Origin of the sequence: Pseudomonas hydrolytica (genome assembly GCF_021495345.1) — a bacterium.
GTDB lineage: Bacteria > Pseudomonadota > Gammaproteobacteria > Pseudomonadales > Pseudomonadaceae > Aquipseudomonas > Aquipseudomonas hydrolytica.
The window spans coordinates 2,889,229-2,913,889 of sequence record NZ_CP099397.1 but is presented as its reverse complement, the minus strand read 5'-3'; the positions used below and the strand labels follow the sequence as shown (position 1 = coordinate 2,913,889).

23 protein-coding genes are annotated in these 24,661 nt (G+C 65.1%); 16 read left to right on the top strand and 7 right to left on the bottom strand.

The genetic code is table 11. The annotated features are described in order from the left end of the window. Positions 1-88: 88 nt before the first annotated feature. Complete coding sequence (locus L1F06_RS13500) at positions 89-373, top strand: GNAT family N-acetyltransferase (RefSeq protein ID WP_003239830.1); 285 nt, start codon at positions 89-91, stop codon at positions 371-373. A gap of 114 nt (positions 374-487) precedes the next feature. On the opposite strand, the gene L1F06_RS13495 is transcribed toward L1F06_RS13500, so the two are convergent. Then, positions 488-1,564: a 3-deoxy-7-phosphoheptulonate synthase gene (locus L1F06_RS13495; RefSeq protein ID WP_003239832.1), complete on the bottom strand. Its 1,077-nt coding sequence runs from the start codon at positions 1,562-1,564 to the stop codon at positions 488-490. 161 nt (positions 1,565-1,725) lie between these two features. Then, positions 1,726-2,139 (bottom strand): PilZ domain-containing protein, encoded by a 414-nt coding sequence (locus L1F06_RS13490; RefSeq protein WP_003239834.1) that lies wholly within the window; start codon positions 2,137-2,139, stop codon positions 1,726-1,728. On the opposite strand from L1F06_RS13490, the gene L1F06_RS13485 reads away from it, so the two are divergent. The 5 genes from L1F06_RS13485 (at position 2,138) to cysB (ending at position 6,143) form a co-directional block, all read left to right on the top strand. Then, complete coding sequence (locus tag L1F06_RS13485; RefSeq protein ID WP_041772892.1) at positions 2,138-2,524, top strand: YbbN family protein; 387 nt, start codon at positions 2,138-2,140, stop codon at positions 2,522-2,524. The genes L1F06_RS13490 and L1F06_RS13485 overlap by 2 nt on opposite strands. After that, entirely contained in the window at positions 2,524-3,477 is a 954-nt protein-coding gene (locus tag L1F06_RS13480) for a putative 2-dehydropantoate 2-reductase (protein ID WP_129482335.1), read from the top strand. The genes L1F06_RS13485 and L1F06_RS13480 overlap by 1 nt, the downstream gene beginning before the upstream one ends. 2 nt (positions 3,478-3,479) lie before the next feature. Then, positions 3,480-4,385, top strand: a complete 906-nt coding sequence (locus L1F06_RS13475) for a 5'-nucleotidase (protein WP_003239840.1) — start codon at positions 3,480-3,482, stop codon at positions 4,383-4,385. Between the two features lie 178 nt (positions 4,386-4,563). After that, complete coding sequence (locus L1F06_RS13470) at positions 4,564-5,064, top strand: universal stress protein (RefSeq protein WP_003239842.1); 501 nt, start codon at positions 4,564-4,566, stop codon at positions 5,062-5,064. Positions 5,065-5,168: 104 nt separating this feature from the next. Continuing rightward, positions 5,169-6,143 carry an HTH-type transcriptional regulator CysB gene (cysB, locus tag L1F06_RS13465; RefSeq protein ID WP_003239844.1) on the top strand — a complete coding sequence of 325 codons (975 nt, stop codon included), beginning with the start codon at positions 5,169-5,171 and terminating at the stop codon, positions 6,141-6,143. A gap of 63 nt (positions 6,144-6,206) precedes the next feature. On the opposite strand, the gene L1F06_RS13460 is transcribed toward cysB, so the two are convergent. Then, on the bottom strand, positions 6,207-6,827 hold the full coding sequence (locus L1F06_RS13460; protein ID WP_003239846.1) for a phosphoadenosine phosphosulfate reductase domain-containing protein: 621 nt from the start codon (positions 6,825-6,827) through the stop codon (positions 6,207-6,209). A 176-nt stretch (positions 6,828-7,003) separates the two neighbouring features. On the opposite strand from L1F06_RS13460, the gene thrH reads away from it, so the two are divergent. Continuing rightward, positions 7,004-7,621: a bifunctional phosphoserine phosphatase/homoserine phosphotransferase ThrH gene (gene thrH, locus L1F06_RS13455; protein ID WP_003239848.1), complete on the top strand. Its 618-nt coding sequence runs from the start codon at positions 7,004-7,006 to the stop codon at positions 7,619-7,621. Positions 7,622-7,686: 65 nt separating this feature from the next. Here thrH and L1F06_RS13450 read toward each other — a convergent pair whose 3' ends face one another. After that, positions 7,687-8,697, bottom strand: a complete 1,011-nt coding sequence (locus L1F06_RS13450) for an AraC family transcriptional regulator (protein WP_003239851.1) — start codon at positions 8,695-8,697, stop codon at positions 7,687-7,689. A gap of 150 nt (positions 8,698-8,847) precedes the next feature. Between L1F06_RS13450 and L1F06_RS13445 the strand changes: the two genes are divergently transcribed. Both L1F06_RS13445 and L1F06_RS13440 read left to right on the top strand, forming a co-directional pair. After that, positions 8,848-9,882, top strand: a complete 1,035-nt coding sequence (locus L1F06_RS13445; RefSeq protein WP_003239854.1) for a 2Fe-2S iron-sulfur cluster-binding protein — start codon at positions 8,848-8,850, stop codon at positions 9,880-9,882. Between the two features lie 39 nt (positions 9,883-9,921). Further along, positions 9,922-11,085: an alkane 1-monooxygenase gene (locus L1F06_RS13440; RefSeq protein WP_003239855.1), complete on the top strand. Its 1,164-nt coding sequence runs from the start codon at positions 9,922-9,924 to the stop codon at positions 11,083-11,085. A 67-nt stretch (positions 11,086-11,152) separates the two neighbouring features. On the opposite strand, the gene pabB is transcribed toward L1F06_RS13440, so the two are convergent. Continuing rightward, a complete protein-coding gene (gene pabB / locus L1F06_RS13435) occupies positions 11,153-12,502 on the bottom strand; it encodes an aminodeoxychorismate synthase component I (RefSeq protein ID WP_003239857.1) in 1,350 nt (449 codons plus the stop codon). A gap of 166 nt (positions 12,503-12,668) precedes the next feature. On the opposite strand from pabB, the gene L1F06_RS13430 reads away from it, so the two are divergent. The 7 genes from L1F06_RS13430 (at position 12,669) to L1F06_RS13400 (ending at position 23,416) form a co-directional block, all read left to right on the top strand. Then, positions 12,669-15,383 carry a winged helix-turn-helix domain-containing protein gene (locus L1F06_RS13430; protein WP_177491101.1) on the top strand — a complete coding sequence of 905 codons (2,715 nt, stop codon included), beginning with the start codon at positions 12,669-12,671 and terminating at the stop codon, positions 15,381-15,383. Further along, complete coding sequence (locus L1F06_RS13425; RefSeq protein ID WP_003239860.1) at positions 15,380-18,103, top strand: helix-turn-helix transcriptional regulator; 2,724 nt, start codon at positions 15,380-15,382, stop codon at positions 18,101-18,103. Before L1F06_RS13430 ends, L1F06_RS13425 begins: the two co-directional genes overlap by 4 nt. A gap of 240 nt (positions 18,104-18,343) precedes the next feature. After that, entirely contained in the window at positions 18,344-18,766 is a 423-nt protein-coding gene (locus tag L1F06_RS13420; RefSeq protein WP_003239862.1) for a DUF6160 family protein, read from the top strand. A gap of 84 nt (positions 18,767-18,850) precedes the next feature. After that, positions 18,851-19,612: a C39 family peptidase gene (locus tag L1F06_RS13415; RefSeq protein WP_003239864.1), complete on the top strand. Its 762-nt coding sequence runs from the start codon at positions 18,851-18,853 to the stop codon at positions 19,610-19,612. A gap of 38 nt (positions 19,613-19,650) precedes the next feature. Continuing rightward, positions 19,651-20,652 carry a transporter gene (locus tag L1F06_RS13410; protein WP_129482336.1) on the top strand — a complete coding sequence of 334 codons (1,002 nt, stop codon included), beginning with the start codon at positions 19,651-19,653 and terminating at the stop codon, positions 20,650-20,652. A gap of 18 nt (positions 20,653-20,670) precedes the next feature. Continuing rightward, positions 20,671-22,260: an outer membrane protein transport protein gene (locus L1F06_RS13405; RefSeq protein ID WP_129482337.1), complete on the top strand. Its 1,590-nt coding sequence runs from the start codon at positions 20,671-20,673 to the stop codon at positions 22,258-22,260. A gap of 4 nt (positions 22,261-22,264) precedes the next feature. Next, positions 22,265-23,416 (top strand): MalM family protein, encoded by a 1,152-nt coding sequence (locus L1F06_RS13400; protein ID WP_129482338.1) that lies wholly within the window; start codon positions 22,265-22,267, stop codon positions 23,414-23,416. Between the two features lie 91 nt (positions 23,417-23,507). On the opposite strand, the gene L1F06_RS13395 is transcribed toward L1F06_RS13400, so the two are convergent. After that, positions 23,508-23,819: an SCP2 sterol-binding domain-containing protein gene (locus tag L1F06_RS13395; protein WP_003239871.1), complete on the bottom strand. Its 312-nt coding sequence runs from the start codon at positions 23,817-23,819 to the stop codon at positions 23,508-23,510. A 58-nt stretch (positions 23,820-23,877) separates the two neighbouring features. Next, on the bottom strand, positions 23,878-24,576 hold the full coding sequence (locus L1F06_RS13390; protein WP_129482339.1) for a histidine phosphatase family protein: 699 nt from the start codon (positions 24,574-24,576) through the stop codon (positions 23,878-23,880). Positions 24,577-24,661: the final 85 nt, after the last annotated feature.

Genomic DNA, 24,661 nt, shown 5'->3' with positions numbered 1-24,661 from the left:
GTTGGTCGGGCGTGAATTTGCGCTTTGGTCGAAGCGCCGGTATGAAATACAGACGCGTCGCGATGGGTTCGCGGCTAGAGGAGTGAAGATGAGCGAGGGGTTGTCCATTCACCACGATCAGGCCAGTCATCAATTCGTGACGACCGTCGGCGGTGATCGTGCCTATCTGGCCTATATGGATCTAGGCAAGCAGACCCTGGACATCTATCGCACCTTCGTACCCAACTCGCTGCGCGGTCGCGGTATCGCGGCGGCACTGACCGAACATGCGCTGCGCTATGCCGAGGGCAAGGGGTATACGGTGATTCCGTCCTGTTCCTACGTCGAGCGCTACATGGAGCGTCGTTCGCGTCACCAGCAGGAGGCGCCATAACGCAGGGGGTTAGCCCTCGCTGACCGTGACGGTGGGCTGAAGCCCACCCTACGAGTTGAGCGCGGATACGAAAACGCCGGGCATTGCCCGGCGTTTTCATTGGTGCCGCCTGGATCAGCCACGCTGACGCTTGGGCAGCACGTCCTTGAGCTTGGCGTGCATGCTGCGCAGGCTCTTCTCGGTGGTATCCCAGTCGATGCATGCATCGGTGATGGAGACACCGTACTTGAGGTCGCTCAGATTCTTCGGAATCGACTGGTTGCCCCAGCCCAGGTGGCTCTCGACCATCAGGCCGACGATGGAATTGTTGCCCTCCAGAATCTGGTTGGCGACGTTCTCCAGCACCAGCGGCTGCAGGGCCGGGTCCTTGTTGGAGTTGGCATGGCTGCAGTCGACCATGATGTTCGGGCGGATGCCGGCTTTTGTCAGTTCCTGCTCACAAATGGCGACGCTGACCGAGTCGTAGTTGGGTTTGCCGTTGCCGCCGCGCAGTACCACGTGGCCGTAGGCGTTGCCCTTGGTGGTGACGATGGAAACGCCACCTTCCTGGTTGATGCCGAGGAAACGGTGCGGGCTGGAAACCGACTGCAGGGCGTTGATCGCCACGGTCAGGCCACCGTCGGTGCCGTTCTTGAAGCCGACGGCCGAGGACAGGCCGGAAGCCATCTCGCGGTGGGTCTGGGATTCGGTGGTACGCGCGCCGATGGCCGACCAGCTGATCAGGTCCTGCAGGTACTGCGGGGAAATCGGGTCGAGCGCTTCGGTGGCGGTGGGCAGGCCCATCTCCGCCAGATCGCGCAGCAGCTGACGACCGATGTGCAGGCCGTCCTGGATCTTGAACGAGTCGTCCAGATAGGGATCGTTGATCAGGCCTTTCCAGCCAACCGTGGTACGCGGCTTCTCGAAGTACACGCGCATGACCAGGAACAGGGTATCGGACAGCTCGGCGGCCAGCCCCTTGAGGCGCTCGGCGTATTCGTGGGCGGCCTTGATGTCATGGATCGAGCAGGGGCCGACCACCACGAACAGACGATGGTCCTTGCCATCGAGAATGTCGCGCACCACCTGACGACCATGGGCCACGGTCTTGAGCGCGGCATCGGTCAGAGGAATCTCGCGTTTGAGCTGGTCGGGGGTGATCAGGGTTTCGTTGGAGGCGACGTTGAGGTCGTCGATCGGTAAATCAGCCATCGTGCTATTCATCGGGTCAGTCGTCAGGTCACGGGTGCCGGCCGCCAGCGATCCCCTATGGCGGTGCACAGCTAGTTGGTGCAGGGGGAGCCGAACCTTAGCGCGTACGGGGCTGCGCGACAATGGGCGTTAAGTCCAATAAGGCCGATAGCTTGGGAGTATCAGGCCAGATAGGGAAATTCGGCGGCATGCTTGGCGATCCAGTCGCGGGCGCATTGCTCGATGGCCATGGATTCGCCCGATTCCTGCTCCAGCTGTTGGCGATAGTGCTGAATCTGGCAGACCTGCTCCACCATGCGCGCGCGGAACAGGGTGTCTTCGTCGATGAAGGCGATACCGACCAGGTAATCCTCTTCCTGCCGTCGGCACCAGGCGACCACGCCGGGATAGCGGGCCTGTTCGCCCAGCAGGGGAATGCGCAACTCCACCGAGGTGCCTCGGCGAAAACCGCGCGACGAGTTGCACGCGACCCCGCCCAGGCTGATATTGTTCAGCCGTTGCCGCGGAATGCAGGCCTGCCTGCGTAGCACCAGTTCAACCGGCATGTCGCTTGGATGACGCAGAAACTTACGCATGAACACCGACCTCGAATGCAGGCAAACTGATATCACTGATTTCAGTATAGCGGCGCAATTGGAGCTGACCGATCTCGATGCGGATCGCCATCTGCTCGATCTGCCCGGTACGTCGCTACTGCTGTTCACTAGCACGGGCTGTGCCAGCTGCCGCTGGGCGCGCCGGACCCTGCCGCATTTGCCGCTGCCGGTGACGCGGCTGTGCTGGGTGGACGCCGGCCGTAATGCCGGTTTGGTGACGCGCTACGAGGTATTTCATCTGCCAGCGCTGTTTCTGATTCGCGATGGTCAGTTCTTTGGCGCGTTGCATGCGCCCCTTACCCAAACCGATCTGGTTGCCGCCATGAGCGAGGCGCTGCTTCGCCCGGCTGAGGAGCTTCCCTGATGTCTCAATCCCCCGCGCCGCGCGTCGGCATCATCGGCACCGGTGCCATCGGCGGCTTCTATGGTCTGCTGCTGGCCCGCGCCGGGCTCGACGTGCATTTCCTGCTGCGCAGCGAATACGCCGCAGTCGCCGAGCGCGGCCTGCAGCTCAACAGCAAGGTGCACGGCGCCCTGCAGCTGGCGCCGGTGCAGGCCTATCAGCGGGTCGAGGACATGCCGGCGTGCGACTGGCTGCTGGTTGGCGCCAAGACCACCGCCAATGCCGAACTCGCGCCACTGATCGCCAGGGCGGCGGCGCCTGGCGCCAAGGTCGTCCTGCTGCAGAACGGCCTGGCGGTGGAGGACGAGCTGCGCCCGCTGCTGGCGGAGGGGCTGCATCTGCTCGGCGGGCTCTGCTATATCTGCGTCCATCGCAGTGGCCCCGGCGTGATCGAACACCAGGCGCTGGGCGCGATCAATCTGGCCTATCACTCCGGCCCGACGGCTGATGACGAGCGTCTGGCGCTGGTCGAGGAGGGCGCTGCCATGTTCCGCAGCGCCGGCCTGGATTCGGCCGCCATGCCCGATCTGGCGCAGACGCGCTGGCAGAAGCTGGTGTGGAACGTTCCTTACAACGGCCTGTCGGTGTTGCTCGATGCCGATACCCGCCAGCTGATGGGCAACCCCGACAGTCGTGCGTTGATCCGCGACATGATGCTGGAGGTGGTGCAGGCCGCCCAGGCGCTGGGTCATGGCATGCCGGATAACTACGCCGACAAGCTGCTGGCAGCCACCGAGCGCATGCCCGACTATCTGCCCAGCATGTATCACGACTTCGCCCAGAGGCGGCCGGCGGAGTTGCACGCCATTTATGCGGCGCCTCTGGCGGCGGCCGCTACCGTGGGCTTCGAGATGCCCAGGGTGCGCGCGCTGTATCAGGCGCTGCGTTTCATTCAGGCTCGTCAGGAGGCCTAGTCATGGGCAAGGGGTTGGCTGACAAGCTGGTGCTGGCGATTTCCTCGCGCGCGCTGTTCGATCTCAGTGAAAGCCATCAGATCTACGAGAGCGAGGGGGTGGAGGCTTACCGCCGTTACCAGATCGAGCACGAGGACGAAGTGCTGATGCCGGGCGACGCCTTTCCTCTCGTGGAGAAGCTGCTCGGGCTCAACACGCGCCTGAGCGAGCAGCGCGTCGAAGTGATTCTGGTCTCGCGCAACAGCGCCGATACCGGCCTGCGTGCTTTCAACTCGATCCAGCATTACGGTCTGGGGATTTCCCGCGCGGCCTTCGTTGGCGGCCGCAGCCCCGATCCTTATCTGGCGGCGTTTGGCTGCCATCTGTTTCTTTCCACCCATGCCGATGACGTGCGCAATGCACTGAAGGCCGGCTTTGGCGCGGCGACGCTGCTGTCCGGCGGCACGCGTCGGGCCAACAGCAATGAGCTGCGCATCGCCTTCGACGGTGACGCGGTGCTGTTTTCCGACGACTCCGAGCGCGTGTATCAGAACGGCGGGCTGCATGCCTTCCAGAGTCATGAGCGTGAGGCGGCGCGCCAGGCGTTGCCCGGTGGGCCGTTCAAGCCGTTCCTGGCGGCGCTGCACAATCTGCAGCAGGAATTCCCCGAACAGGACTGCCCCATCCGTACTGCGCTGGTGACCGCACGCTCGGCGCCTGCCCACGAGCGGGTGATTCGCACCCTGCGCGAATGGAACATTCGCCTGGACGAGTCCTTCTTCCTCGGCGGGCTGGACAAGTCGGCCGTGCTCGAAGCCTTCGCCGCCGATGTGTTCTTCGACGACCAGACCGGCCATTGCGAGAAGGCGCGGCAGGTGGTGGCGACCGGGCACGTGCCGCACGGCGTCAGCAACGAACTGCAGCCTTAGCCTGCGCGGGTCGCTAGAGGCCGCCTCCATCGGTGGCTGCCGGGCGAGACAGCCGACGCCTGCGCGCGTTCATCGTTCTGCATATAGCCATTCGTCCTAAATACTGCCGCCGACCTTGCTTTGTCTGATGCGCTGCTAAGCTCAATCAAGGGCCTGCGCCAGCAGTCAAGGAGGCCGTGTGATCCGCTCGATACTCTATGCCACCGATCTAGGTCTCTACGCTTCCTATGTGTTGCAACATGCACTGGCGCTGACGCGCAGCTTCAAGGCCGATCTGTACGTGGTGCATGCCGTCGAGCCGATGGGGCTGTTCGCCGAGTCGGTCCTGCAGACCTATCTGGATGAAGAGACGCTGGAAGAGTTGCGGCGCAACGGTCTGAGCACGGTCATGGCCAGCATCGAGCAGCGCGTGCTGGAGGGCTTTCGCGACGAGTTGGGGGACGGGCAGCAGGATCTGCAACTGATTCGGGCCGTGCGCGTGCTGCAGGGTGATCCGCCTGCGGTGATTCTCGAAGAGGCACAGAAACTCGGGGTGGATCTACTGGTCGTAGGCAGTCACAGCCACGGTGCCGATCTTGCCGTACCGCTGGGGCGTACGGCGGCGCGGGTAGTGCAGCTGTCCGAGGCGCCAGTGTATCTGGTGCCCATGCTTCAGCATCGGGGGCGAGGCGAACTGTAGGGGGATATACCTGGTAAAAGATATAGATGCGCGCTTAAACCAATAATATGGTTATATAAGGCATTGGCGGCTGCCGGCCTGCCTTACTGCTTTGAGGGAAATCTATGAAGCTTCAACAACTGCGCTACATCTGGGAAGTCGCGCACCACGACCTCAACGTATCGGCTACCGCTCAGAGCCTGTACACCTCGCAACCAGGGATCAGCAAGCAGATTCGCTTGCTCGAGGACGAGCTGGGCGTGGAAGTTTTCGCCCGCAGCGGCAAGCACCTGACCCGCGTCACACCCGCCGGAGAGCGGATCATCACCACTGCCGGAGAGATTCTGCGCAAGGTCGAGAGCATCAAGCAGATCGCTCAGGAGTTCTCCAACGAGAAGAAGGGCACGCTGTCCATCGCCACCACCCACACCCAGGCGCGCTACGCGCTGCCGCCGGTAATCAGCGCCTTCATCAAGCAATACCCGGATGTCGCCCTGCACATGCACCAGGGCACCCCGACCCAGATCGCCGAAATGGCGGCTGACGGCAGCGTGGATTTCGCCATTGCCACCGAAGGTCTGGAACTGTTCAACGACCTGATCATGATGCCCTGCTACCGCTGGAACCGCTGCGTGGTGGTGCCGCAGGGGCATCCGCTGACCAAATTGCCCAAGCTGACGCTCGAAGCGCTGGCCGAGCACCCCATCGTCACCTACGTATTCGGTTTCACCGGCCGCTCGAAGCTCGACGAGGCCTTCAGTCACCGTGGTCTGACGCCCAAGGTGGTGTTCACCGCGGCCGATGCCGACGTGATCAAGACCTACGTTCGCCTGGGGCTGGGGGTGGGCATCGTGGCCAAGATGGCGGTGGACGCCAGGCTGGACCCGGATCTGGTGGTGCTCGACGCCGACCAGCTGTTCGAACCGAGCGTGACCAAGATCGGCTTCCGCCGTGGCACCTTCCTGCGCGGCTTCATGTGCGATTTCATCGAGAAATTCGCCCCGCACCTGACCCGCGACATGCTGGCCAAGGCCGTGCAGTGCCACAACAAGTCCGAGCTCGAAGAGCTGTTCAGCGGCGTCGACCTGCCCGTGCACTGAGGCCGCAGACCATAACGAAACATGGCGCCCAAGGGCGCCATGTTTCGTTTCAGCCACCGATGATCAGTGGCTCAGGTGCAGGCCGCACTCGCGATTGTCCTCACCCTTGGTCGGGTCGAAGTAATCGAACTCGTTCGGCAGGTCGTGGGCGACCAGGTACTGGTACAGATCCTTGGACGACCAGTGCAGCAGCGGTGCGACCTTGATCAGACCGTCCGGGTTGATGCTGATCGGGTCCATCTGCGCTCGCACGGCCGTATCGGTGGCGCGCAGGGCGGTGAACCAGACACCTGGTGCCATCTCGCGCAGGGCGCGGGCAAAAGGCTCCAGCTTGACCTCTTCGGTGAACGCGGCGTGGCGCGGATCGTCCAGACCGGGCACCGGGCCGTCGATGGCCTCGCGGTGTGCGCGCGAGCGCTTGGGCAGGTAGGTGATCAGATTCAGGTTCAGCTTGCGCGTCACCTCGTCGGCGAAGCGGTAGGTGGCTTCGGTGTTGTAGCCGCTGTCCATCCAGACCACCGGGATATCCGGCTTGACCTGGCTGACCATGTGCAGGATCACCGCTTCGAAGGGACGGAAATTGGTGGTGCAGATGGCGGGTTTGCCCAATCCGATGGCCCACTGAACCAGCTTTTCCGGCTGGTTGCCGTATTCGGCGTTGAGCGCGTCCAGGTCGAGTTCCATGCTGAGGACTCCAGGTCGTGTGCGTGAGGACGCGATGGTAGCAAAGCCTGGTTATGCCTCTAAATAACTAGCTATATGGATGTCCTTTCATATGGTTATAAGTGGTGACAGATTGCGTGGGCCAAGCCCAGCGGCTAGAGTGCCGGCTCCTTTTTGGCTCAACCGAGGAGTGTCCTGTGGAAATCGCGTGTCTCGACCTGGAAGGCGTACTGGTCCCGGAGATCTGGATCGCCTTTGCGGAAAAAACCGGTATCGAGTCGCTCAAGGCGACCACCCGCGACATTCCCGACTACGACGTGCTCATGCAGCAGCGTCTGCGCATCCTCGATGAGCATGGCCTGAAGCTCAAGGACATCCAGGACGTGATCGCCACCCTCGAGCCGCTGGAAGGCGCCGTGGAGTTCGTCGACTGGCTGCGCGAGCGTTTCCAGGTGGTGATCCTCTCCGACACCTTCTACGAGTTCTCCCAGCCGCTGATGCGTCAGCTCGGTTTCCCGACCCTGCTGTGCCACCGTCTGATCACCGACGAAAGCGACCGCGTGGTGAGTTACCAGCTGCGCCAGAAGGATCCCAAGCGTCAGTCGGTAATTGCCCTGAAGAGCCTGTACTACCGGGTGATCGCGGCCGGTGACTCGTACAACGACACCACCATGCTCAGCGAGGCCCATGCCGGCATCCTGTTCCATGCGCCGGACAACGTGATCCGCGAGTTCCCGCAGTTCCCGGCGGTGCACACTTATGAAGACCTCAAGGGCGAGTTCCTCAAGGCGTCGGACCGCAAGCTGAGTCTGTAGGAGCGAACGGGCGGTGTTCCGCTTTATTCGCGATTTCATCGCGAATTTCGCGGATAAATCCGCTCCTACAGCGCCTGCTGTTCGGCGCGATAGGCCGAGGGCGACTGGCGCTGCCAACGCTTGAAGGCGCGGCGGAAGTTGGCCAGGTCGGTGTAGCCCAGGCTGTAGGCGATCTCTTCCACCGTCATGCGCCCGGCCTTGAGATGCTCCTGGGCCAGGGTGTGGCGCACCTCCTCGAGCAGGCTCTTGAACGAGGTGCCTTCGGCCTGCAGGCGGCGGTGCAGGGTGCGCGGGGTCAGGTGGAAGAGGCGGGCGGTAAGGCTGAGCGAGGGAAAGCCACCCTGTTTTTCCAGCAGCACCCGGCGTACCCGGCTGCTCATGGACTGCTCGGCGGTGAGCTTGGCCAGTTCGCGCTGGAGTATCTGTTCGGTATCACGAAAGCTGGCGGCGTCGGCGGTCTTCAGCGGCTGGTCGATGCTCTGCGCGGGCAGGACGAAGCCGCTCCAGTCGGCGTCGTAGCGCACCTCGCAGCGGCACAGCTGATGGGCCAGTCCGGCGTAGGCGGGCCTGGCGAAGGCGAAGCTGACCCGCTCCAGCGGGCAACTGCCCAGGGTCATGAAGTCCAGCACGTTCTTGATCGCCAGGATCACCGCCTCCAGCACCGGCCGGGCGATGCCGCCCAGCGGCGCCGCCTCGGCGAAGACCAGGCGCGCCTCCCCCTCCGTCTCCACCAGGCGGATGCTCACCAGGCTGGTGCGCAGGGCGATGTAGCGCTCGATCAGCTGGGCGGCCTGGCGCAGGGTGGTGCTGTTCATCGCCGCATAGCCCAGCAGGCCGTGGGTATTGACCACCAGGCGCTCGCCCACCAGCAGGCCGAAGGCCGGCTCGTCGGTACGCGCCATGGCGTCCTCGATCAAGCGCTCGAAGGTGGCCAGCGACAGGTGCAGGTCGCTGTCGCCCAGTCGCGCCTCGTGCAGTTGCGCCCGCGCCAGCCAGCCCGGCACGTCGGCGCCCATGTCGCCGACCAGGCCGACGATCTGCCGCAGGTACTGCGCGGGTAGGGTGAAGCTCTGCATCGCGGCTCCTGTGCTGGAAGCGAATCACTGCGGCGAACAATGTCAATAAATGACCCATCGATGTCAACCCCGAACCTCACGCCCGCGCCGCGCCGCGCTTAACCTGAAAACGCCTGACACCTCATTCGCACAACTACAACAGGAGGTCGCATGTTTTCACTGTTCGCCAGGCGGCGCCCGAGCACGGCCAGCATCAATGGCCGGACGATCGGCGTCGAGCCCAAGGAGACCCTGCTGCAGGCCGCCCTGCGCCAGGGCCTGGATTTCCCCCACAGTTGCCGCGTGGGCGGCTGCGCCAGCTGCAAGTGCCGGCTGCTGGAGGGGCAGGTCAGGGAGCTGACCGAAACCGGCTACATCCTCTCCGACGAGGAGCTGGACCAGGGCTATATCCTCGCCTGCCAGAGCGTGCCGAAAAGCGACGTGCGCATCGCCGTGGACATGAGCGTTCAGCAGGCCCGGCGCCGCGTCGAGGGGCGCGTGGTGGCGCAGGAGCGCCTGACCCACGACATCACTCGCCTGCTGCTGCAGCTCGACGCCAGCCTGCCGTACAAGTCGGGCCAGTACGCCAACCTCGCTATCGAGGCGCTGCCCGGCGTGGTGCGCAGCTACTCCTTCGCCAGCCCGCCGCAGGCCGATGCCAAGGTCAGCTTCTTCGTGCGCCGGGTGGCGGACGGGCGGTTCTCCAGCTTTGTCCATGAACACAACCTGCTCGGTGAGCGCGTCAGCCTGGAAGGGCCGCTGGGCGATTTCTGGCTGCGCCAGGGCGCTGCGCCGCTGTTGCTGATCGCCGGCGGCAGCGGCCTGGCGCCGATCCTGGCGTTGCTGCAGGAGGCCCTGGCCAGCGGCGTGACGCGCTCGCTGACCCTGCTGTTCGGCGCACGCGAGGAGCGCGACCTCTACGCCCTGGAGGAAATCAGCGCCATCGCCGCGCAGTGGCGCGGCCCCTTCCGCTTTCTCCCGGTGCTCTCGGCGTTGCCCGCCGATGCGCCCTGGCAGGGCGCGCGCGGGCTGGTCACCGAGCATCTGGCGCAGGTGCTGGAGCCCGGCGCCCACGCCTATCTGTGCGGCCCGCCGGCGATGATCGACGCCGCCGTGGCGCAGCTGGTGCGCCACGGCGTGGCCCGCGCGCACATCCATGCCGACCGTTTCACCACGCAGCAGGACACCCTGGCGGCTTCGGCCTGAGAGCCGCCAGACCCGTTACCCATAACAAGAGAAACCGCCATGAATATCCTGCATTACCTGAAGTACTTCCTGTTCCATGCCATCGGCCTGTTCGCCGTGCTGGCGCTGCTCGCCGGCGGCGCCTACACCACCGGCGGCCTGCTGACGGTGCTGGCGATCTACCTGCTGGGCGATGCCGTCTGCGGCGACGACACCTCGACCCCGCGCTTCAAGCATCCGTGGATTCTCACCGTGCAACTGTGGCTGGCCCTGCCGCTGCTGGCGTTGATCGTGTTCACCGCGGTATGGACGGTGAGCGGCGGCGACCCCTTGGGCTTCGGCGCCTGGGCCAGCGCGCTGAGCGGCTACGACGTGCTCGCCGCGCGCGAGGCGACCGCCTTCGGCCACCACGTCGCGGCGGTGATCCTCACCGGCCTGATGATCGGCATGATCGGCACCATCACCGCCCACGAGCTGACCCACCGCACCTGGGACCCGGTGTCCATGCTGATCGGCCGCTGGCTGCTGGCCTTCAGCTTCGACACCAGCTTCGCCATCGAGCACGTCTACGGCCACCACCGCTACGTTTCCACCCGCGAGGACCCGGCCACCGCGCCGCGCGGGCGCAACGTCTACTTCCATATCCTCGCCTCCACCCTCAAGGGCAACCTCAGCGCCTGGCAGATCGAGAAGAAGCGCCTGCAGCGCAAGGGCCATGCCCTGTTCGGCTGGCGCAACGCGCTGCTGCGCGGCCACCTGATGAGCGCGCTGCTGGTGCTGGCCGCCTGGGCCATGGGCGGGGTGGTGGCGGCGCTGTTCTTCGTCGCCTGCGCGCTGTGGGGCAAGGCCTTGCTGGAGATCGTCAACTACATGGAGCACTACGGCATGGTGCGCAACCCGGCCACGCCGGTGCAGCCGCGCCACTCGTGGAACAGCAACCGGCGCATCAGCTCCTGGACCATGTTCAACCTGACCCGCCACTCCCACCACCACGCCCAGGGCGAAGTGCCCTACCAGGACCTGCAACCCTTCGCCGAGGCGCCGATGATGATCGGCGGCTACCTGACCACCATCATCGTGGCGATGATCCCGCCGCTGTGGCACCGCCTGATGACGCCCAAGGTGCTGGCCTGGGACCGCGACTACGCCACGGCGGAGGAGCGCGAGCTGGCCGCCCAGGCCAACGCGCGCAGCGGCATCGCCGCGCTGCAGCGGAGTCTGTAGGAGCGAGCTCTGCTCGCGAATATCGGTGCCGCAAAAGCTTCGCTCGCGACGCTCGCTCCCACGGGGCTCAGCGGCCCAGGCGTTCCAGGGTGTCGAGCAGCACCTTGACCTTGGTGATCGACTCCTGATACTCGGCCTGCCAGCTGGAGTCGGCGACGATGCCGCCGCCGCCCCAGCAACTGACCTGGCCATCCTTGACCAGCAGGCTGCGGATGGCGATGGAGCTGTCCAGCTCGCCGCGCACGTCCAGATACAGCAGCGAGCCGCAGTAGAGGCCGCGCCGCGTCGGTTCCAGCTCGTCGATGATCTGCATCGCGCGGATCTTCGGCGCGCCGGTGATCGAACCGCCAGGGAAGCTGCCAGCGAGCAGGTCGAGCGCGTCCTTGCCGGGGGCCAGCTCGGCGGTGACGCAACTGACCAGGTGGTGCACGTTGGGGTAGCTCTCCAGGGCGAACAGCTCCGGCACCCGCACCGAGCCGGTGCGGCAGCTGCGGCCGAGGTCGTTGCGCAGCAGGTCGACGATCATCAGGTTTTCCGCGCGATCCTTGCCGCTGCCCAGCAGCGCCTGCGCCTGCGCCTGGTCGTCCAGCGCATCGCGGCCGCGCGGGCGGGTGCCCTTGATCGGCCGGGTTTCCACCTGGCCCGCGCTGACCTTGATGAAACGCTCGGGCGACAGGCTGAGGATCGCGCCGCCGTCGGCCAGGGCCTGGAAGCCGGAGAAGGGCGTCGGGCAGGCCTGGCGCAATGCCAGGTAGGCGGCCCAGGGATCGCCCGCGCAGGGCGCCTGGAAGCGCTGGGCGAAGTTCACCTGGTAGCAGTCGCCGGCCAGGATGTAGGCCTGGATGCGCTCGATGGCCCGGCGGTAGCCGGCCTGATCCAGATCGGCCCGGAAGGCCTGGGTCAGGCGAAAGCGCGCGGGTTTCTCGTCATGGGGCGCCTCGAACAGCGCCAGCAGGCGCTCGCGCTCGGCCCGTGGCAGGGCCGGATGGAACAGCAGGGCGCTGCTGCCGAGCAGGTGGTCGCTGACCAGCGCCCAGCCGTACAGGCCGAAGCGCGCATCCTCGAGGCCGAGGTCGTCGCGGCTGTGGCCGGGCAGGCTTTCCAGGCGGCGGCCGAAGTCGTAGGCCAGATAGCCGATGAGCCCGCCGACGAACGGTAGTTCATGACCGTCCGGCGCGTCGGCATGGCCGAGGCTCTGCAAGGCGCCGCGCAGGCGTTGCAGGAAATCGTTGGCCGATTCGTCGGCACTCGGTGCCAGCTCTGCCAATGGCCAGGCGCTCATAAGGTCATAGCGTCCACGCTCGGCACCCGGCCGCCCGGCATCCAGCAGGACGGCGCCGGGCGCCTGGCGGATACGCTGGAAGTACTCGGCGGGGTCGGCCCGGTAGGGCAGAGGATGCAGGGAGCAGCTAGGCATGCGTGGCAGTCGAAGGGGCTGGGGGAAGCGATTGTAGTCTGCCGCTAACATTCATCCTAGAGCTTGCGCGAGGGTTTGCCCGGATGCCCGGAGCTGATTAGTATGAGGCCCAGCCGTAACATTGCGCACCATCACCAAAACAATAATTAATGAAGGGATCCAGGCCATGGATGAAGTTATCGATCCAGCCGCTGGAAGCCTGCTACGTTCGAAACTCTCGCCACCCCAGGCCGCTTCGGACTATCTGGCAAGGCCCCAGGTCGAAGCTGCGCTTTTAGCCCATCCGCATGCCCGTCTCGTGCTGTTTTCCGCCCCGGCGGGCTTTGGCAAGACCACTGCCCTGGCGATGCTCGCCAGCGAACGCCGCCATGCCGGCGCCGCCGTCGCCTGGCTGTCGCTCGGCCCCGGCGACGACGAGCCGGTGCGCTTCTTCCAGCAGCTCATAGACGCCCTCGGCCGCGCGCTGCCCGGCCTGGGCGAGGATGCCCTGGGCTATCTGCGCAACACCATGCGGGTGCCGGTCGAGGCCGTCATGGAGAGCCTGCTGGTCGACCTGGCGCAGCGCCAGGAGCCGCTGCTGCTGGTGCTCGACGATCTGCACCTGATCCAGGACGCGGAACTGCTCGCCGCGCTCAACCGCCTGGTCAAGCTGGCGCCGCCGAACTTCACCCTGGCCATCGGCAGTCGTTCGCAACCGCCGCTGAGCCTGGCCACGCTGCGCGCCAAGGGCCAGTTGCTGGAGCTCGGCAGCGAGGAGCTGCGGCTCAACCCGGAGGAGGCGCGCAGCTACCTTGAACGCAGCGGCCTGCAGCTCGATGGCGAGGCCTTCGCCGCGCTGTACAGCCATACCGAGGGCTGGATGATCGGCATGCACCTGGCCAGCCTGTGGCTGCGCCATCAGCCCCAGCCGGTGCAGCAGATGGCCGAGATGGGCGCGGACCAGGGCGCGGTGGGCGATTACCTGCTGCGTTCGGTGTTCGAGCAGTTGCCGCAGGAGCGTCAGGAGCTGCTGCTGGCGTTGGGCGTGGCGCAGCAGCTCAGCGGCGATCTGGCCAACGCGCTGACCGGCCGCCACGATGGCCAGCAGTTGCTGGAGGAGCTGGAGGCCATGCAGCTGTTTCTCCTGCCGCTGGACCGCGAGCGGCAGTGGTATCGCTTCCATAACCTGTTCGCCGAGTTCCTGCGCACCCGCCTCCGGGAGCGTGACCCGGAGCGCTTCAAGCAGCTGCATTTCAATGCCAGCCTGTGGTTCACCAACCACCACATGCAGAACCTGGCCATCGAGCACGCCTGCCTGGCCGAGGATGCCGAGATGCTCGCCGCGCTGCTCGACGGCTGCGGCCTGGAGCTGATCAACCGTGGCCAGTTGCACCTGATCCACAGCTGGCGCCAGCACGTGCCCGACGCCATTGCCGAGCGCTATCCGATGCTGGTGCTGGTGGATGTCTGGAGCCGCGCGGCCGAGCTGGGCCTGGCCGAGGCCAACCGTCTGCTCGACGAGTTGCTGCAGCGCTGGGGGCAGGGCGGCGACAGCGGGCCGCTGAGCGAGCAGATGTTCGCCGCCCTGGCGGTCAAGGCGGTGATCGCCATGCAGAAGGACGACCTGGATACCTGCGTGAGCCTGGCGCGGCGCATCGAGGCGCAGCTCGGCCAGCACACCGCGTTTCTCGAGGTGGCGATCCTCACCGTCGGCGCCCTGGCCCACGTCATGCTCGGCCAGGCCGAGCAGGCGCGCAAGCTGCTGGCGCTGGCGCAGCAGCGCAACCACTTCCTCGAAGGCCGTTACCTGGACATGCAGCTGGCCAACGTGGAGATCCTCCTGTGCCTGGAACAGGGGCGGATCAAGCAGGCGCAGTTGCTCTTCGAGCAGTTGCGCACGCGGATGATGCCCTGGTTCGGCGAGCAGTCCCGGGCCCTGGTGCTGCCGGCCATCAGCGACGCGCTGATCGCCTACCACCAGGGGCGCCTGGACGGCTTGCCGGAGCGGTTGCGCTGGGCCCTGGCCGCGGTCGACGTGATCAACCCCATCGATCTCTATGCGCAGGCCATGCTCTGCCTGGCGCGGGTGCAGCGCCTGCACGATGCGCCCAAGGAGGCGGCCGCGACCCTGGTGCTGATGCAGAACCTGGCGGCGCGCAACCACTCCTGGCGCTTCTACGCGCAGGCGGTCGGCGAGGAAATCGCCCTGATCCTGCAGGAGCCGGCGGCCGACCGCAGCCGGCGGGCCGAGCAGCGCCTGAAGTCGGTGGACTGGGCCAAGCTGGCTGCGCACTACAAGCAGCGCAAGTTCAACCCCGTGCTCTGGGTGCTGGGCCTGACCCGCATCCGCCTGCAGCAGGCGCGCGGCCATTACAGCGAAGCGCTGCACGAGATCACCCAGCTGCGCAGCCAGTTGCAGAACGACTGGCACGGTCTGCACCGTCTGCGCCTGGATCTGCTGGCCGCGCTCAGTTATCAGCGCCTGGGTTATCAGGAGCGCGCACAGAGCCTGCTGGTGCAATGCCTGATCGGCGCCGAGCGGGAAGAAGCGCGCAGCCTGTTCATCGAGGAAGGCGAAGCCATTCGCCAACTGCTGCAGCAACTCGAATCGGCCGAGCGCCAGCCGGCGCTGCAGGGCTTTCTGCGCAGCCTGCTGGTGATCTGGCCGGGGCAGGAGTTGCGCCAGGCACTGGACGTGCTGGAGGAGGGCCTGACCGAGCGCGAGCGCGAGGTGGTCTGCCTGGCGGCCAAGGGCCTATCCAACGAAGAGATCGGCCAGCAGCTGTCGCTGGCCCTGGGCACCGTCAAATGGCACCTGCACAACATCTACGAAAAGCTCAAGGTGCGTAATCGCACTCAAGCCATCCGCCGTGCCCGCGAACTGAGCCTACTCGAATCATGACCAGCCAGAACCAGCCTCGTCAGTCCACGGTGCCCCTGCTGCGCACCAAACTCTATCCGGCCCATGGAGAGGGAGCGCCTCTGCTGGAGCGTTCGGCATTGCTCGAGCGACTGCTGGCCGCGCGCGAGCAGCGTCTGATCGTCCTCAGCGCGCCGGCCGGCTTCGGCAAGAGCACCGTCCTCAGCCAGTTGCGCCGCCGCCTGCAGGAGCAGGGCGCGCGCGTCGCCTGGTTGTCATGCGACGAGGCCGACAGCGAACCGGCGAGATTCCTGCAGTACCTGGTGGCGGCCATCGAGTCGGCTTGTCCGGGCTTCGGCAGTAGCGCCTCGGCGCTGCTGCAGGGTGAGATCAGCTGGCCGCTGGAGGCGGTGATCGACGCCTTCCTCGATGACCTCAAGGCGCTGCCTGGCGAGCTTTATCTGATGCTGGACGACTTTCACCGCATCCGTCATCCCTCCCTCGGCCAGGGCGCCCGCTACCTGATCGAGCGCCTGCCCAGGCATGTGCGTCTGGTGGTCAGCACCCGCTATCAGCCGCGGTTTCTCGATGAGCCGCCGTCGCTCGGCGGCTGGGCGTTCTGGCTAAGGGCCGAGGATCTGCGCCTGTCTCGCGGGGAAACCGCCGCCTACCTGCGCACCATCAAGCAGCTGGCGCTCGATGAGGCTGAGCTCGATCAGCTGCATGCCCGTACCGAGGGCTGGATCACCGCGCTGCATCTGGCGGCGCTGGCGCTGCCGCGGCAGCGTGACCGTGCCGCCTTTCTCGCCGGGCTGTCCGGCGCCGAGCGCAATATCGCCGATTACCTCGCCGAGGATGTGGTGGCCAGTCTGCCCGAGGCGCAGCAGCTGTTCCTCGATCAGACCTCGGTGCTCGATGAATTCAACGCCGAACTGTGCAATGCACTGACCGGCCGCCGCGATGGCCGTGACATGCTGCGCCGGCTGCAGAGCGAGCAGCTGTTCGTCATTCCGCTGGACGAGCAGGGCGAGTGGTTTCGTTATCACCATCTGTTCGCCGAGTTTCTCCAGGGGCGGCTGGCCAAGCGCGGCGACCCGGCGCATCTGCTGCACGCAGCCGCGCGCTGGTGCGAGGCGCGCGATCTCGCCGACAAGTCGATCAAGTATGCCCTGCGAGCACGCGACTATGGCTTTGCCGCCGAGCTACTGGAGCGTCAGGGCGCGCGCCTGATCGCCGGCAACCGGGTGTACGGCATTCTCGCCATCCTCAAGGACATACCGCCGGTGGTGATCGCCGAGCAGCCGGTGTTCCAGATCTTCTATGCCTGGCAGCTGGCCTTCGAGCAGAAGTTCGCCGAATCCGAGGCGCTGATCGAGGAGGTCAGCACGCGCCTGACCCAGGGGCGCGGCAAGGGCATGCACTTCGGTCTGATCGAGCTGCTGGCCGCCGCCCAGGTGCTCAAGGCCCTGGTGCTCTTGTATCAGGACAAGCTGGAAGCCTGCCTCAAGGTCGCCGGTCACTGGCTGGCCCTGGTGCCGCAGAACCAGCCGGTCTTTCGCGCCAGCCTGGCCTGCGTGCAGGCTGCGGCCTTCGCCCTGCTCGGCGAGTTTGGCGAAGCGGCCAAGGCCATTGCCGTGGCGCGGGAAAACCTGCGCCAGTGCGAGAGCGAGTACCTGCATGTGATGGCCAGCCTGATCGAGGCGCTGATCTGCAAGGAATACGGCGAACTGGAGCGCGGACGCGCCCTGGCCGAGGCCGCACGGGCGCGGGTGGAGCAGGTGTTCGGACGACGCAGCCGGGTCGGCGGCCCGCTGGGCCTGGCCTATGCCGACCTGCTCTACGAGCAGGATCGCCATGGCGCGATACTCGCCGAGCTGCCGCTGGCCACCACCTGGCGCGACGTCGCCACCCCGGTGGAGCTGATCAGTCGCGGCAAGCTGGTGATGGCACGCGCGCGCTTCTTTGCCGGCGCGGCGGAGCAGGGGCTGGAAGAGCTCGACGAGTGGCTGGCCGGGCTGCAGGGGCCCGGCTACGAACGCGTGTTCGCCATCGGCATGGGCTGCAAGGTGCAGTTCCTGCTGTGGCTGCGCCGGCCCAACGAGGCCCAGCGCATCTATTTGCAACTGGAGCGTCATCTCGCCACGCTGCCCATCGAACGCTATGGCGATGCCCATACCGCACTGGCGCTGAGTCAGGCGCGTCTGGCCTTGAGCGAGCGGCGCGTGGACAGGGCCCAGGCCAGCCTGGAAGCCTGCCTGGCCAAGCAGGGCGCCGAGCACCAGCGCGACCGGCGCCTGCGTCTGAGCCTGTTACTTTCTGTGGCGTACTGGCGCAAAGGTAACAGCGAAAAGGCCTTCGCCCTGCTGCGTGCCACCCTCGAAGAGGCCTGGCAGTGCGGCTATCGCCGTCTGTTCCAGGACGATGCCTTGTGGCTGCTGCCGCTCTGGGACGCCTGGTGCAGCGCCGAGCCCAAGCGCGCGGCGGCCTGGCAGGGGCTGGCCGAACTGCTCCGCGAGCAGTGCCGCCGGATGGCCATAGATCCTGAAAGTTTCGAGGAAAATCAGGATGTTAGCCATCGCGAAAGAGAGATCCTGCGGCTCGTGGCGGCGGGGCTGTCGAACCGCGACATTGCCCAGACGGTGCATTTGTCGGAAGCCACCATCAAGTGGCACCTGCACAACCTGTTTTCCAAGCTGGGCGTGCGCAGCCGGACTCAGGCCGTGCTCAAGGGCAAGAGTCTCGGCCTTTTGAGCGAGGCCTGAGAAAGACCGGGGTAGAGGGGGAGATGCCATGCTCCATCCCTTGGATGGGCTGGCAGTGCGATAGCGGGTCAGTAGCTTGTAGCCATCTCGAAGCGCAGCGCGTTTCGCGAATCCAAACCTGGCGCAACTAGGGAAGCCGTGACAGGTCTGGTGGTCGGCATGAGCCGATCAGGCTGCTCGTGACAGGACGTCACCGGCAGAGCCCGGGGAACCCCCATTCGAACTGTGGAGATAACAACAATGATGACCCTGAAGAAAATCGCTCTCGCCGCCGCCGTCATGGCCGTTCCGTTTATGGCTCAGGCACAGATGCAGTCCCTCGACGACGCAGCCCTGGCCGATGTGACCGGTCAGGCCGGTATCAGCATCGCCGGTAACTTCGATGCCACCATCGGTTCCATCGTCTACACCGATACCGCAACCGGCGTCGACGACGGCAGCAACAGCCTGAGCCTGAACACCGTCAAGCTGACCGGCTTCAACATCAGCGAAAGCAACCCGCTGACCATCGACGTGGTGGACAACAAGCTGGAAATCGGCCTGCCGGGCATCAACGGTGGCGTCTCGGTCGACTCGGTGAAGATCGGCGCCAACAGCATCGGTGGCGTGGCCATCAACGGTCTGGACATGGCCGGCTCCACCGTCAAGGTCTGGGGTCATTGATCCTCGCCTGACCTGATCCACAGGAGCCTTGCCGCCGGCTGCGGCCGGGCTCCTGCTCCGTTGTACGCAGTTGCGGATTGACCAATGATCGAAATTCTCGTGGGCAGCCTGATCGGTTTGTACGGTTTCACCGAGGCTGTCGACATCAAACCGCAGCCCGCCGGTGTCGTGAACATCACCCAGCCGCTGCTGCCCAATGGCCCGCTGCGCGAATCGGTGATGGTCGAGCCGATGAGCCAGTTGCAGTTTCGCAACGTCATCCGCCAGGCCTACGACTACAGCTGCGGCTCCGCGGCGTTGACCATGCTGCTGGATTACTACCTCGGGCGCAATCTGCAAGAGCGCCAGGTGATGGAAGGGCTGCTGCATTTCGGCGAGGCCGAGAAGATCATCGAGCGCCGCGGGTTCTCGCTGCTCGACATGAAGCGCTTCGTCACCGCGCTGGGGTATCAGAGCGGGGGCTTTCGCGCCGGGTTCGATGATCTCGCCCAGCTCGAACACCCGGCCATCGTGCCGATCGAGTACGCCGGCTTCAAACATTTCGTGGTGGTGCGCGATGTCTACAACGACCACGTCTTCGTCGCCGATCCGGCGTTGGGCAACATCAGTTTCACCCGCGTGCGTTTCGAACAGATCTGGGATCAGAACGTTCTGTTCGTGATCTTTCCCAGCGGCAACGAGCCACCCAATGCCCTGGCGCTCACCGACCGCGACCTGCGCATCATCGATGACCGCACCATCAGTCTGCTGGCCTTTCGCGAGTTCCCGCAGATGGCCAAGTTCACCAGCAATCAGGCCGACCAGTTGGGGTCGGGTGGCGACATTCAATACATTCGCCGCAAATGATTCACCCGGCATAACAATAACGACCTGGGGATAGCGTCATGGGAGTTTGGGGATACGCATGGCTGGCCGCGCTGGCGCTGATGATGCAGCCGGCACTTGCCGACGAGGCTACGGTCGACGATGCACGTGAGGCGCTGACCAAGAAGGACGACGACGCCGACAGCGCCAAGGCGCTGGAAGAGGTGTTCCAGGCCGCGGAGAAGAGTTACACCCTGCTCAAGAAGGGTGAACGCACCCTGACCTACGGGTTCGACTACGCGCTGCTGCGCGATACGCAGATCCAGACCGTGCGCACCGGGCAGAACGTATTCAGCGTGATCGGCCAGAGCGAGGCGCAGCATACCTTCACCAATTCCTTCACCTTCGACTACGGGGTGTGGGACAACCTAACCTTCAGCATGCGCGTGCCGTTCCTGGCCAAGTACGACACCGAACGCGACCTGAGCAGCTACAGCCTCGGCGACATTTCCGCCAGTTTTCGCTGGCAGCCCTGGTCGTCGGCGCGCGGGCGCCCGGTCACCACGCTGTTCGCCACGCTCGGCCTGCCCACCGGGGACAGCCCGTACGACGTCAGCCTGGACAACGGTCTGGCCACCGGTAACGGCTATTACAGCCTGGGTGTCGGCGCCAACCTGTCCTACGTGATCGATCCGGTGGTGCTGTTCGGCTCGCTTGGATACACCTACAACCTGCCGATTCGCGATGCCGATCAGGTGCGCGGCGGACGCCTGCTGGAAGAGGTCGAGCCGGGCTCGAGCCTGTCGCTGAGCATGGGCTTCGCCTATGCGCTGTCCTATGACGTGTCGCTGGCCACTTCCCTGCAGATGGCGCACAACCTGGCGCCGAAGTTCAAGTTCAGCGACGCCACCCTGGAGGGCAAGGAGCAGACCAGTGCGGTGATGAACTTCTCCCTCGGCCTGCGCACCTCGCCGAACAATATCGTCAACGTCAATGCCGGTTTCGGCATGACCGAGGATTCGCCCGACGTCCTGCTCGGCATCTCCATGCCCCTGGATATCAAGGGTCTCAAGGCCGAGTAAGCAGCGAGCGAACCTGATATGACTCATCTAGCCAAGCTGCAGGCTCTGCTGCTGGTGGGGTTGGGCGCGGCCTGCGTCCTGCCTGCCCAGGCGCAACTGGCCAACAACCTGACCATCGGCAACCCCAAGGCCATGGCCATGGGCAACGCCGTTACCGCCGATGTCACCGGTATCGATGCGGTGCACTACAACCCCGCGGCGCTGAGCAAGCTCAAGGGGCGGCAGACCACGGTCAAGCTGCTCAGCGGGGTGATGGACATCCGCGCCAAGTTCGACGCCAAGGAGGATTACGGCTTCATGGGTTACGACGATGACCCGTTCAAGCATTCCAGCAGCCGTACCCTGACTCCGACCATGTACCTGCCGGGTGTCGGCGGCATGACCGAGCTGCCGGTGCTGGTGGCGCCGCTGGCCGGGCTGTCGATCAACCCGCCCGGTTCGAAATTCACCTTCGCCACCAACGTCTACGCGCCCATGGCCTTGGGCTACTCGCGCGATTCGGACAGCGATCCCGGGCGTTTCCAGGGGCGTCAGGTGTCGTTGCAGCGCATCACCTACTTCTCGCCATCGCTGGCCTATCAGGTCAATGACGAGCTGTCGCTGGGGCTGTCCATCGGCTTCTCGCATCAGGCCGTGGCGCTCAACCAGGACTTTCGCAACCCCGGCATGCTCACCGGTCTGACCCGAATCCTCAACGAGGCGCTGTGCCTGCCGGGGCTGGAAGAGATCACCGGGCCATTCATCAACGTCTGCAATGGCAAGATCGGCCCCTTCGACTCGTTGGCCAACCTCGATCTGGATCTGCAGCAGAGCCTGTCGCCAACCTACAACCTGGGCATTCTCTGGGAGCCCAGCGACTGGTTCGCCTGGGGAGCGACCTACCAGAGCGAGGCGCGCATGAACCTGCAGGGCAAGTACCGCGTCGACTACAGCGAGGACTGGGCAGGCTTCTGGTCCGGCCTGCAGGGCTCGCTGTTCGGTCAGATCCTCAGCCCGCTGTTTCCCTACGGCGCGGACGAGGAGAGCGGCAACGCCTCGCTCAAACTGACCTATCCGGACGCCTTCAGCACCGGCATCAAGCTGCGCCCGTTCGACAAGTGGCAGTTCAACCTGGACCTGCGCTGGGTCGGCTACAGCGACTGGAACAGCTTCGAGATCGAGTTCGATCGCGAGCTGGATCTGCTGCGCATCGCCAAGACCTTCGGCGGTGGCAAGGCCACCGATCGCAGCCTCATTCTCGACCGTCGCTACCGCGATACCTGGAGCTGGGGCGTCGGTGCGCAATACGACGTCAATGATCGCCTGGCCCTGCGCGCCGGCTACGAATATCGCCCCTCGGCCATCCCGAAGAACCGGGCGGACGTGCTGGCGCCGGTGGGCGATGCCGATCTCTACGGGCTCGGTCTGGGCTATCGCTGGGACAAGGACACCACCATCGACGTCGGCTTCAACTACTTCGTTTCCAGGCAGAGCATTCCCGCGGGCAGCAGCTGCAACGTCAGCTGCGAAGGCCTGGACAACCTAGTCTACAACCCCTATGCCGGGCTCAATATCGAAACCACGGTCAAGGCCTATATCTTCGCCATGACCTATACCTCGAGGTTCTGAGGCGATGCGCAGTCTGATCTTCATCCTGGCCTTGCTGCCCCTGATGCCGGCCACGGCCGGCAGCCGCTACCTGACCTGGGTCGATGACCTTGGGCGGGTGCACAACACCTTCGTCGACGGCCGTTTCGCCGAGCAGCAGAGCCAGGCCAGGCGCCGCGCCGAACAGAGCGACCAGGCGCGGCTCGGTGACGGCGGTGCCTGGCCGGGCAGTGCGCCAGGCACGGGGGAGAGCAAGCGCCGCTATTTCACCTGGGTCGATGGCAATGGCCAACTGCACAACAGTTTCTATGCCGGCGCCCAGGTCGCCGGTGCGTCGGGTCGCGATCAGGTACTGGCCAGCGGAGAGCGGGCAGGGGAGTACATCGACTCGGCCGTGCTGGAGGGGCGCGGCTTTGCCCGCGACAGCTACGAAAGCCCCTATTACACCTGGGTCGACGAGCAGGGGCGGATGCACAACTCGCCGGTGCCGACCCGGCAACGCGCGCCCGATTCCAGCCAGACCGCTGCACCGGTGCGCTTCAGCGAAGGCCGGCAGATCGAATTCGAGCGCAGCAAGCCTTCGTTGCCGATGCTCGATGGCCAGCCGACGGCTGCCATGCAGGCGCTGCTCGCCGGTAGCGAAGTGCGGGAGGAGGGGCTCTACGGCGAGCTGGTGGCGCGCTGCTGCGGCCAGCTGCGCGACAGCGATTTCAAGCCCCTGTCGGCCGACGAGCCGCGCTTCGAGGAGCTGGATCGCTTTTCCCCCAGCTTCGATTTCCCCATGGGGCGCAGCTACTACGCGGCGCTGAGACTGCCCGCCTCGCGGCAGAGCTACGGCCTGCGCGTGCGCAGTTTCGCCAATCGCCAGGTGGTCTACCCGTCGCTGCTGTTTCTCGACGAGGCCAAGCGGCCGACCCGCCTGGTCAGTGACGCGGTGTACCAACTGCATCCGGAAACCTGGTACCGCTACGCCTTCATCGAAGGCACGGTGCAGGTCCGCGCCGAGCGTGGCGAGCGCTACGTGCTGCTGATTACCACTGATCAGGATCGCAGCCTGCAGACGCTCGACAACAAGCCCTTCAAGCGGCCGCTGCAACCGCTGGCGCTGGATGAGACAGGCATGCAGCGCCATGCCCACGCCGACGAGGGCGCTTTCGAACTCGCCATAGTGCGCTGAGATCGGCGCAGGCCAGATACTTCGAGGCGCCCATAAAAAAACCGGAGTCCAGGGACTCCGGTTTTCGTCTGCATCAGGTCAGCCAGACGGCTTAAACCGGGAACAGCTCGCCCAGTTTCATCGCCAGCATCATGTCGCCTTCGGCGCGCAGCTTGCCGGCCATGAAGGCCTGCATGCCATCGGTTTCACCGCTGGTGATGCCCTTGAGGGTTTCGCTGTCCATGATCAGGGTCACGTTGGCGTTCGGGTTGTCGCCTTGCTCGACGGCGCAGGTGCCGTCCTTGACGATCAGGGCGTAGTTCTCGCCGTCTTCGATGTTGAACTGGAATACCAGATCCAGGCCGGCAGCGGCGCTGGCGTTGAACTTGGATTGCATGGTTTGGACGATGTCAGCAACGCTCATGGTCTTATCCTTCTTTTCAGGTTTTTCGCGCAGCCTCGCGGCCGCAGTGGGCCGGAACTCACCGGTAGGTAATGAGCTCCGGCGCCTTCAGCAGCTGTAAATGCACATGGCTGTTGAAGGAAGCCAGACTCACCTCGTTGCCACGAAACTTCAGCTGGCTGAGCGAGGTGTTGACGATTTGCCAATTCAGTTCGAAAGCTTTGTGCGCCGGTACGCCGGTGACTAGGCGCAGCAGGGCGGTGATGGTGCCGCCGGAGGTGAATACGGCGATGTTCTGTTTGCTCTGGGCCTGTTCGAGAATGCGCCGCAGGCCGCCCTCGACCTGCTCGACATAGGCCTGCCAGCTCTGCAGCCCGGGTTTGTCGTGTTCGCCGGAGACCCAGCGCTGGATCAGCTTGGCGAACAGGCGCTGGAATTCGGCGCGGTTCTGCGCGCCGTTACGCAGGATGTGCAGGGCTTCGGGTTCTTCCGGCAGCAGATCGGGGAGCAGGGTGCGGATCACCGCGTCGGCATCGAACTCGTTGAAGGCTTCGTCGATATCCAGCGCCGGGGCGTCGTTCATGCGCTGCAGTGCGGCATTGGCGGTATGCTGCTGTCGGCGCAGGCTGCCGCTGACGCAGCGGTCGAAGACGATGCCGAGCTGGCTGAGGTGCTCGCCCAGTACTTCGGCCTGGCGCACACCGACGGGAGACAGGACATCGTAGTCGTCTGCACCGAATGAAGCCTGGCCATGTCGAATCAGGTAAATGCTGCCCACGTCCGTACTGGTCTCGGCACGTTGAAAGTTCCGCGAGGTTATGAGGAAGCTCGGGGGCTGTCAACGAAAAAACATACGCTTGTTT